Genomic DNA, 8,615 nt, shown 5'->3' on the forward strand with positions numbered 1-8,615 from the left:
GGCGCTTCTGGGAGTGGATGAAGTCCGGGAACTTGATGCCGTCGCGGATGAAGAACACCGGGGTGTTGTTGCCGACGAGGTCGTAGTTGCCCTCGGTGGTGTAGAACTTCACGGCGAACCCGCGGGGGTCGCGCCAGGTGTCGGGGGAGCCTGCCTCGCCGGCAACGGAGGAGAAACGGATGAGCATGTCCGTCTCGGTGCCGGGCTGGAACAGGGCGGCCTTGGTGTACTTCGAGACGTCCTCGGAGGTCTTGAAGGTACCGAAGGCGCCGCCGCCCTTGGCGTGGACAACACGCTCCGGGACACGTTCGCGGTTGAACTGCGCGAGCTTTTCGATCAGGTAGTGGTCGGTCAGGATGATCGCACCGTCGGCGCCGACGGACTTGGAGTGCGCGTCGGACGTGACGGGGGCACCGGACTGTGTGGTGGAAATGGCAGTCATTGTTCTCCTATTTCTCTGTTACTTGTGAAAGATGATTGGAAGGCAATCTTTGGACTGTGGCGGTCCCCACCCACTCCACGGTGCCGTCACTGAAAAATTGTTCTTTCCAGATGGGCACGCGGGCCTTGATGCGGTCCACGAGGTCTGAACAAACAACGAAGGCCTGGCCTCGGTGGGCTGCCGAGACTGCACAGACGAGTGCGGAATCACCGACGCGGAGCACACCAATGCGATGGGCCACCCAGATACGGACGGGGTGCTCCGTCCAGGCCCCATGCTCTGCGGCAAGCTCTGCCAGGACGTCGTTCAGGACCTGCTGTGCTGTGGGGTGTGCAGAGTAGCTGAGCCTGTCCACGGCTTTGCCGTCATCATGGTTGCGGACTACTCCGCTAAAGCTGACCACGGCACCGGCCTCGTTGCCCTCGACGGCTGACATCGCGCGGTCAACGGAGATGGGGTCTGCGCTAAGCCCGGCGAGAACAACATCAAAGCCGGGCATAGTTCTCCTCACGGCGCGACTTGCGCGGAGGAGCCAACCGCTCGCGTCCGGCGTATACATTCAGGCTGTGTCCCCGGCTGAACCCCACCAACGTCACTCCGGTCTCGGCAGCCAGGTCAACGGCAAGACTTGAAGGTGCGCTCACCGCTGCCAGGGCGGGAATACCGGCCAGCGCTGCCTTCTGAACAAGCTCGAAAGATGCTCGTCCGGAAACTTGGAGTACGGTGCCGGTCAGCGGCAAAAGGTCTTGGCGCAGAGCCCACCCCACCACCTTATCGACAGCGTTGTGGCGGCCCACGTCCTCCCGAAGACAAAGCAGCTCCGGGCTCGGACCATCCACCCTAAACAGGCCCGCTGCATGAACACCTCCGGTCTTCTCGAACAGAGCTTGGGCCCCGCGAAGCCGCTCCGGCAGTTCGGCGAGTACATCCAAGGGAATCTGCAGCTCGTCCTGGGAAGGGTCGAAATGGAGTGTCTTGCGAACGGCTTCGATCGAGTCAGTCCCGCAGATGCCGCAGGAGCTTGAGGTGTAAACGTGGCGCATGGTGTCCGGCATGACCACATCCGGCCGCAGTTGTGCCTCGATCACGTTGAACGTCTGTGTGGCTCCGGTGTCTCCGGCACAGAAGCGAAGCGAGACGAGCTCGGACTGACTTCTGATGATGCCTTCGGAAACAAGGAACCCTGCTACCAGGTCAAAATCGTCCCCTGGGGTCCTCATGGTGACCGCGAAGGACTTGCCGCCGATGCGGATTTCCAGTGGCTCCTCGGCGGCCAGTACGTCTTCCTTGAACCGTATTGGGGGTTCGGTGCCTGAACCGTCGATACGAAAGCGATGAATCTTCCTACGCTGAGTCATTCGTGCCATGCGATGCTCCGTACTCGAGACTTTATGGAAGCGATGTTCTCGTTCGACTGTGTCCAGGGCAGCGGGAGCACCGGAATGGGCTCACCGGACAGGACGCCCTCGGGGGGAACGGCCATGACGCCGTCCGCCCAGGCAAGACCACGCATCATGCCCGGTCCTGTATGTGAGACAGGAAATGCCAGTCCGTGGCTAAACGTGCAGGGGATGAGGCGGGTACGCCCCGGGTAGGGATCAACGTCAGCGCCCGAAATCACATGTCCAACTGCGCTCATGGACTTGTTTCCGAGCGCTGCCAGAAGCGGCTCTGCGAGCGTGGTTAGCGCCATCATTGCAGCGAGGGGGTTTCCGGGAAGGCCGAGGAGGAACCGGCCGTCGGGGAGTTCGGCCAGGACGGCGGGGTGGCCAGGGCGCATGGCGACGCCGTCCAGCAACAGCCGGCCGCCCAGCGCGGCTACGGCGGCGCGGAAATGGTCTGTGCCGGAACGGCCGGTTCCCCCGGTCGTTATGGTTACGTCCGGTCGCTGCCCGGTGAGAGATCCAGAGTCTCCGAGGGCCGAGAGCCAGTCGTGGTAGGAGTCGCCAATCCGGAGAGGGCTGCCGGGCGTGGCTCCGAGAAGGGAAATGACCGATTCAAGTTGCGGACCGAACGTGTCCCTGACCTGTCCCGGGGCCGGAACGCCGGAGGTGACGATCTCAGAACCAGTCAGAACGATCGCTACCACCGGTTTTCCATGGACCTGCAGTTCGTCGTGGCCGGCTACGGCAGCGAGGGCAATGTGGGCGGGGTTCAGTAATGTACCCGCTGGGATCAACACCTCACCCGCCGTTGCTTCTTCGCCGGCATGGCGGATGTGCTGACCGAGTAGTGGCTCGCCGTGCTTCGCGTAGTCGTTGAGCGTCAGCAGGAGCTCGCCTTCAGCGTTGTGGGCGAGCTGGCCACTTTCTGCGCGGAGTATCGAGTCGGCGCCCGGCGGTACCAGTCCACCGGTGGCAATGGTGCTGGCCTCGTCGGGTGACAATGTGCCTCCCTGCCGGGAAAGGGTCCAGGGACCGGCGCCATTGACGGCCCAACCGTCCATTGCCGAGGAAGCGTAGTGGGGAATGTTCTGCCGCGCGATGACGTCGCGGGTCAGTGTCCGGCCTGCTGCTGAAGCCAGCGGGACGCTCACGGGCCGGAGTGCTGATGCGCAATCAAAGGCAATCTGGCGGGCTTCGGACCAAGTTGAGGCAGGCCTTCCGGCATGCTTGCGGGCAGAAGGCGACGCGGAAGCGCGACCGTCTGTGGCGATTTCATGAGCGGGCATCGCGGGACTTCCTGACTATCTCGACGAGACCGGGTTCCTTGTAGGCGACTGCTCTGTTTCCTGACATGGACCCTCCTTAGACAATTGCTGTGGTGTGCGGAATTGGGTGCTGCCCCGCCGCCCGAAAGCGATGCTTCGGTGAGCTACCTCCCCAGGTTTTCAGGCCCATCGAAGCATCGTTCACGGGATCGGGACGGTCCGTCCATGTTGTGGATGGGAACCGGGGAGGCCCGGCTACCAGGCCGGGCCTCCCGTTGATGCCTAACGCCAGGCTGCTGTTCCTGCGGATACGACCGTGTGGTCGCGGGCTGCGGCCAGAACGGCGTCGGCCCGGGCGTGAGTAATGTCAGGCATGATGCTCCTCTAAAAGTTGTTACTGATATTTTTGATTAATAGTAAAGATATATCAGTTACATCGTATGGCAGTACGAGGGGTGTGTACAGGAATTTTTAGCGGCCGTGTATCAGGCTGAGCGCCTCTGCACGGGCCGCCGGCAGACGGAGCTCCCCGCGGACGGCTGACGTGATGGTCTTGGCCCCGGGTTTGCGGACACCGCGCATCGACATGCAGAGGTGCTCGCACTCAACTACCACAATGGCCCCCAGGGGCCGCAGTGAACTGACCAGCGCATCAACGACCTGGGTTGTCAGCCGTTCCTGGACCTGGGGCCGGCGTGCAAAGACATCGACGAGCCGGGCCAGCTTGCTCAGTCCCGTGACGAGACCCTCAGCCGAGGGGATGTAGCCAACGTGGGCTACGCCGTGGAAGGGCACCAGGTGGTGCTCGCAGGTGGAGTAGAAGGGGATGTCCTTGACGATGACCATTTCTCCGTGCCCAAGGTCAAAGGTCCTATCAAGCACAGCTAGGGGGTCCTCGTGAAGCCCGCCAAATATCTCCGCAGCCGCCCGGGCTACCCGCGCGGGCGTGTCCACAAGCCCTGGCCTGTCCGGGTCCTCTCCGATCGCAATTAGATATTCGCGGACGGCCTGCTCAACCCGCGGCCCGTCCACCCCCTTGGACGCTATTGCCATCGTCATGTCGGCGCTCACGCTTCGGCCCGTTCCAACCGCACGATGACGGACTTGGAAGTCGGCGTACCGCTGGTGTCAGCTACCGAATCCAGCGGCACGAGCACGTTGGTCTCCGGGTAGTAGGCTGCAGCGCAGCCCTTCGGTGTCGAGTACGAAACGATCCGGAAGTTGTCGGCCCGCCGCTCCGTCCCGCGGAACTCGGAAATCAGATGAACCATGTCACCGTCCCGAAAGCCCAGCTCAGCGATGTCAGCCTCGTTGACAAGGACCACCCGACGCCCACCGTGGATACCGCGGTATCGGTCATCCTTGCCATAGATGGTGGTGTTGTACTGGTCATGTGAGCGCAGTGTTTGAAGGACCAGCCGCCCCTCGGGTACTTTGATGAATTCCAGCTCATTGCCGGTGAAGTGGGCCTTGCCCGACGCGGTCGCGAACTGTCTGGCGTCCCGCGGAGGGTGGGGGAGGACAAAGCCGCCAGGGTGCTGGATCCGCTCCTCGAAATTTTCGAAGCCGTCGATGACCGCCTCGATGTGTTTTCGGACCAGGGAGTAGTCGTCTTTCATCGAGAGCCAGGCGGCTTTAGGCGTGTTGGGCAGTGGGAGGTTGTCACTGTCGGTGAAGAGCTTATGGGCGAGGTTGCACACTATGGCCACTTCTGAGTGGAGGTGCTCGCTTGCCGGCTTAATGCGCCCGCGGGACGCATGGACGGCGCTCATGGAGTCTTCCACCGTCACTCTCTGGTCGCCGGTGCGCTGCGCGTCCTTTTCGGTCCGACCCAGCGTCGGGAGGATCAGCGCGCGTCGGCCCGTGGACACGTGCGAATGGTTCAGCTTTGTGGAGATCTGCACCGTCAGGTCTGTGTTGCCCAATGCCCGCTCCGTGACCTCGGAATCCGGGGCCGCCCGGACGAAGTTTCCACCCATCCCAATGAAGACGCGGACCTTGCCGTCCCGCATGGCACGAATCGCCGCAACGGTGTCGTAGCCGTGCTTGCGAGGGGAAAGGAACTTGAACTCCTGGTCCAGCCTGTCGTGGAACGCCTCTGGCATCTTTTCGAAGATGCCCATGGTCCGGTCGCCCTGGACGTTCGAGTGGCCGCGTACGGGGCATACCCCTGCTCCGGGCTTACCGATGTTGCCCTGGAGAAGCAGCACGTTGACGACGTCCCGGAGCGTGGGAACTGAGTGCTTGTGCTGGGTCAGGCCCATGGCCCAGCAGACGATGGTGGAATTGGAGGCGAGCAGGCGTTCGCCCGTGGACTTGATCTGCTCCAAGCTCAGGCCCGTGGCTTCGACTATTTCACTCCACTCGACCTTTTCGAGGTGCCGCAGGTATTCGTCGATGCCCACGGTGTGGTTCTTGATGAATTCGTGGTCCAGGACCGTAGTCAGCCCCGGGGTCTTCCTCCCCTGCGCCTCCGCCTCGAGGAGGTATTTGCCAAGCCCTTGGAAGAGGGCCTGGTCCCCGCCGGCCCGGATCTGCAGGAAGTCGTCGGTCAGTTGCGTGCCCACAAGCGTTCCGGAGATCGTTTGTGGATTCTCGAACCGGATGAGCCCGGCCTCGGGAAGCGGGTTGACGGAGACGATGACGGCGCCGTTCTTCTTCGCCTTTTCCAGGGCGCTGAGCATGCGCGGGTGATTAGTACCGGGATTCTGCCCGGCAACGAAGATCAGCGAGGCCGTCTCCAGGTCGACGAGGCTGACCGAGCCCTTGCCGATGCCGATGGTTTCAACGAGGGCCGAGCCCGTGGACTCGTGGCACATGTTGGAGCAATCGGGGAGATTATTCGTGCCCAGTCCCCGCACGAGGAGTTGGTAGAGGAAAGCGGCTTCATTCGAGGTCCGCCCGGAAGTATAGAAAACTGCTTCGTCGGGCTGGTCCATGTCTTTGATCTCTTGGGCGATCAGCTCGTAGGCGGCGTCCCATTCGATAGGTGTGTAGTGTGTTGCGCCCTCGGCCAACAGCATTGGGTGTGTGAGCCGGCCCTGCTGGCCCAGCCAGTAGTCGTCCCGCGTTTTCAGGTCCTCGATGGAATGATGGGCGAAGAATTCGGGCGTAACGCGGCGGCGGGTGCCCTCCTCGGCCACGGCCTTCGCGCCGTTCTCGCAGAACTCTGCTGCGTTGCGCTTTTCGTGCTCGGGCCACGCGCAGCCCATGCAGTCGAACCCGTCGGTCTGGTTGACTGCCAGCAGCGTTTGGACACTGCGCAGCGGACCCATCTGCTCGAGGGAGATCTTCAGCGAGTTCACCACCGCGGGGATGCCGACCGCCTTGGTCTTGGGTTTGGTGACGGTCAGCTTTGACTCGTCGATGTTATGTAGTGGGGCTTTTGAAGCCATGTGATCTTCCCTTCAGATCTTGGCAGGAAACAGGGGGTGGGCGGCGACTCTTTGGGGCAAACTGCTCTGCTGCTGCGTCGGCAGACTGTCCAGGAGGCCCGGAAGGCGCGCCAGGTCGTTGAAGGTGTAAACGTGGACCCCGGCAAAGAGCGGATCCCCGCCCAGCTCGTGGTGAACTTGGCGGATCAGCTGGGCGCTGTCGTAGTTAAAGTCGCCACCTCGCCAGAGGGCCCCCGCCATTCCTGTCCCGCGGGCAAGCTTGAGCGAGCGGCCTACGCCGAGGCGCGCTCCCATGGAGACCAGCTTCTTGATGGAGACCGGACCAGGGACCCCAACCCACACCGGAAGCTTGACGTCGCTATTGCGGATCGTCCGGACGTATCGGCTGATTGCCTGCGCGGAAAAGCACATCTGAGTAACCAGTGAGGAGGCCAATGGTGCCTTCGCCTGGAGGCTGATCATGAGCTGTTCCTGGCTCAGCTCGGGGTGGCCTTCGGGGTATCCGGCAATGCCCAAGGAGAACTCAGGTGAGTACGCCTTGATTGCCCCCAGGAGTTGTCCGCTCCATGAGTAGGGACCAGCAGGCGTGCGCCGGTCACCGGCAACGAGAAACAGCTCGGAGACTCCCGCGTCCTGCAACTGCCGCAGCAGGGAGTGCAGCTCGGTCTGGCTGGTAATGCTACGGGCGGCGAGATGGGGGACTGTGTGGTAGCCCAGTCGCGCGAGACTTGTGGATGCTTCTACCGTCCTTACGGGACCGTGGTGCGGAAGGCAGGTCACACTGACCGAACCCGGGGTGTCGAAGGCCAAAGGGAGTTGGGTGAGCAGATCCGCAGACGGCACAACTTCCAGCCGCACTCTTGCAGCAACTTCCTTGCTCATTGCGCTCCGTTCTTGGGCCTACCAGTGCAGCGCCCGTGGGAAGGGCAGCGTCCATGCGGAAGATAGGGGAAGATTGACATTCCTATGCCCAAATAGTGATATATCAGTTCTAGGAATACTATGTTCATGGAGCCTTCACGTCAAGGCTCAGTCGTACGTCGGGAGGGGACTTGGAAATGGCAAGTGGTGCCGAATTACCGGAGGTGGGAGGAGCCTACCTGCCGGGGAGGCAGGACGACGAGTCCTTCGCCGACTTCGCCTACAGGGTCTTGTGCGACGAATTGATCCTTCTGGACATCAAGCCGGGTGAACCCCTCAACGACGAAGTCATTTCCCGGCGCCTCGGTGTTGGCAGAACGCCTATCCGGGAAGCAATGAAGAGGCTCGAGAGCGATCATCTGTTGGTGGCCTATCCCCGGAGGGGAACATTCGCCGCGGGCGTGGACATAACCGATCTGGCTGAGATCTCCGAGATTCGCCAACTTCTGGAGCCTGCAGCAGCGGCGCGCGCTGCGCGGATGGCGTCGCCGCAGCTTCGGCAGGAGCTTAGGGACTTTGCCCGGGAAGTCGGGCAGCTGCTGCCGGGGATGCACTCGCAACGGGACCTCATGCGCCTGGACATGCGGGTCCACCGGATGATCTACCGGGCCACTGGAAGTCGGCACCTTGAAGATGTCCTGATTCGATACGACAACCTGGCAACGCGGATTTGGAGCCTTGTGCTGGAAAAGCTTCCGCCAGTGTCGGAGCATATTGCCCAGCATATTGAGCTTCTCGAATGCATCGCGGAAGGGGACTCCGAGGCAGCTGCACGGCTGACCACCCGGCACGTCGCCGACTTCGAGAATCTGATCAGGGCTGTCCTGTAAACCATTTGGCCTGGATCCGCACGACATGGGCTCAATCAGGAAAAGCGGCGCCTAGATGAGTGAGTCCGTATTCGTTTAGTGGTCGTAGGCGATGAGTGAGCGTTTGCGGGGCGCGTCGATGTGCCAGTTGTGCCAGATACCGGCGGCGAGTGCGAAGAGTCTGGCCGCGACTCTGGCATAGACCCCGGCGAGGGTCCGTCCGCCGTGCTGTTCAAGGGTGAGTTGACCTTTGAGGGTGTCGAAGACGGATTCGATCCATTGCCGGATGCCGCCGAAGTTCCCGAAGCGGTGCTTCTCGTCTTTGCGGTCGGGCCGGATCAGGGTGGCGCCGAGATTTTCTGTGATGAATTGTTCGAACTCCCGGCCGGCGAAGCCTT

At 62.1% G+C, this 8,615-nt stretch carries 8 protein-coding genes and 1 pseudogene; 1 reads left to right on the forward strand and 8 read right to left on the reverse strand.

What is annotated here, in order from left to right:
- The 7 genes from BLR03_RS23495 to BLR03_RS23525 all read right to left on the reverse strand — a co-directional run.
- The coding region (locus BLR03_RS23495) for a catalase (protein ID WP_139184664.1) at positions 1 to 442 on the reverse strand (442 nt) is incomplete at its 3' end.
- A gap of 7 nt (positions 443 to 449) precedes the next feature.
- A complete protein-coding gene (locus BLR03_RS23500) occupies positions 450 to 941 on the reverse strand; it encodes a molybdenum cofactor biosynthesis protein MoaE (protein ID WP_091256937.1) in 492 nt (163 codons plus the stop codon).
- On the reverse strand, positions 928 to 1,809 hold the full coding sequence (gene fdhD / locus BLR03_RS23505; protein WP_091256940.1) for a formate dehydrogenase accessory sulfurtransferase FdhD: 882 nt from the start codon (positions 1,807 to 1,809) through the stop codon (positions 928 to 930). Before fdhD ends, BLR03_RS23500 begins: the two co-directional genes overlap by 14 nt.
- A complete protein-coding gene (locus BLR03_RS23510) occupies positions 1,797 to 3,113 on the reverse strand; it encodes a molybdopterin molybdotransferase MoeA (RefSeq protein ID WP_091256941.1) in 1,317 nt (438 codons plus the stop codon). The genes fdhD and BLR03_RS23510 overlap by 13 nt, the downstream gene beginning before the upstream one ends.
- 450 nt (positions 3,114 to 3,563) lie before the next feature.
- The gene (gene folE / locus BLR03_RS23515; protein WP_091256947.1) at positions 3,564 to 4,151 is read right to left on the reverse strand and encodes a GTP cyclohydrolase I FolE; all 588 of its coding nucleotides are present in this window, start codon (positions 4,149 to 4,151) and stop codon (positions 3,564 to 3,566) included.
- Between the two features lie 8 nt (positions 4,152 to 4,159).
- A complete protein-coding gene (locus BLR03_RS23520; protein ID WP_091256943.1) occupies positions 4,160 to 6,487 on the reverse strand; it encodes an FdhF/YdeP family oxidoreductase in 2,328 nt (775 codons plus the stop codon).
- 12 nt (positions 6,488 to 6,499) lie between these two features.
- Positions 6,500 to 7,369: a methylenetetrahydrofolate reductase gene (locus BLR03_RS23525; protein WP_091256944.1), complete on the reverse strand. Its 870-nt coding sequence runs from the start codon at positions 7,367 to 7,369 to the stop codon at positions 6,500 to 6,502.
- A 176-nt stretch (positions 7,370 to 7,545) separates the two neighbouring features.
- Between BLR03_RS23525 and BLR03_RS23530 the strand changes: the two genes are divergently transcribed.
- Positions 7,546 to 8,238 (forward strand): GntR family transcriptional regulator, encoded by a 693-nt coding sequence (locus tag BLR03_RS23530; RefSeq protein ID WP_091256946.1) that lies wholly within the window; start codon positions 7,546 to 7,548, stop codon positions 8,236 to 8,238.
- Positions 8,239 to 8,313: 75 nt separating this feature from the next.
- Here the strand turns inward: BLR03_RS23530 and BLR03_RS23535 are convergent.
- Positions 8,314 to 8,615: pseudogene (locus BLR03_RS23535) on the reverse strand (IS982 family transposase); the annotation flags it as partial.

The organism is Arthrobacter sp. ok909 (assembly GCF_900104405.1).
Classification (GTDB): domain Bacteria; phylum Actinomycetota; class Actinomycetes; order Actinomycetales; family Micrococcaceae; genus Arthrobacter; species Arthrobacter humicola.

Coding starts and splice junctions, on each gene's coding strand:
- BLR03_RS23510 (WP_091256941.1), bottom strand. CDS start 3,113: ATGCCCGCTCATGAAATCGCCACAGACGGTCGCGCTTCCGCGTCGCCT.
- fdhD (WP_091256940.1), bottom strand. CDS start 1,809: ATGGCACGAATGACTCAGCGTAGGAAGATTCATCGCTTTCGTATCGAC.
- BLR03_RS23500 (WP_091256937.1), bottom strand. CDS start 941: ATGCCCGGCTTTGATGTTGTTCTCGCCGGGCTTAGCGCAGACCCCATC.
- BLR03_RS23525 (WP_091256944.1), bottom strand. CDS start 7,369: ATGAGCAAGGAAGTTGCTGCAAGAGTGCGGCTGGAAGTTGTGCCGTCT.
- folE (WP_091256947.1), bottom strand. CDS start 4,151: ATGACGATGGCAATAGCGTCCAAGGGGGTGGACGGGCCGCGGGTTGAG.
- BLR03_RS23520 (WP_091256943.1), bottom strand. CDS start 6,487: ATGGCTTCAAAAGCCCCACTACATAACATCGACGAGTCAAAGCTGACC.
- BLR03_RS23530 (WP_091256946.1), top strand. CDS start 7,546: ATGGCAAGTGGTGCCGAATTACCGGAGGTGGGAGGAGCCTACCTGCCG.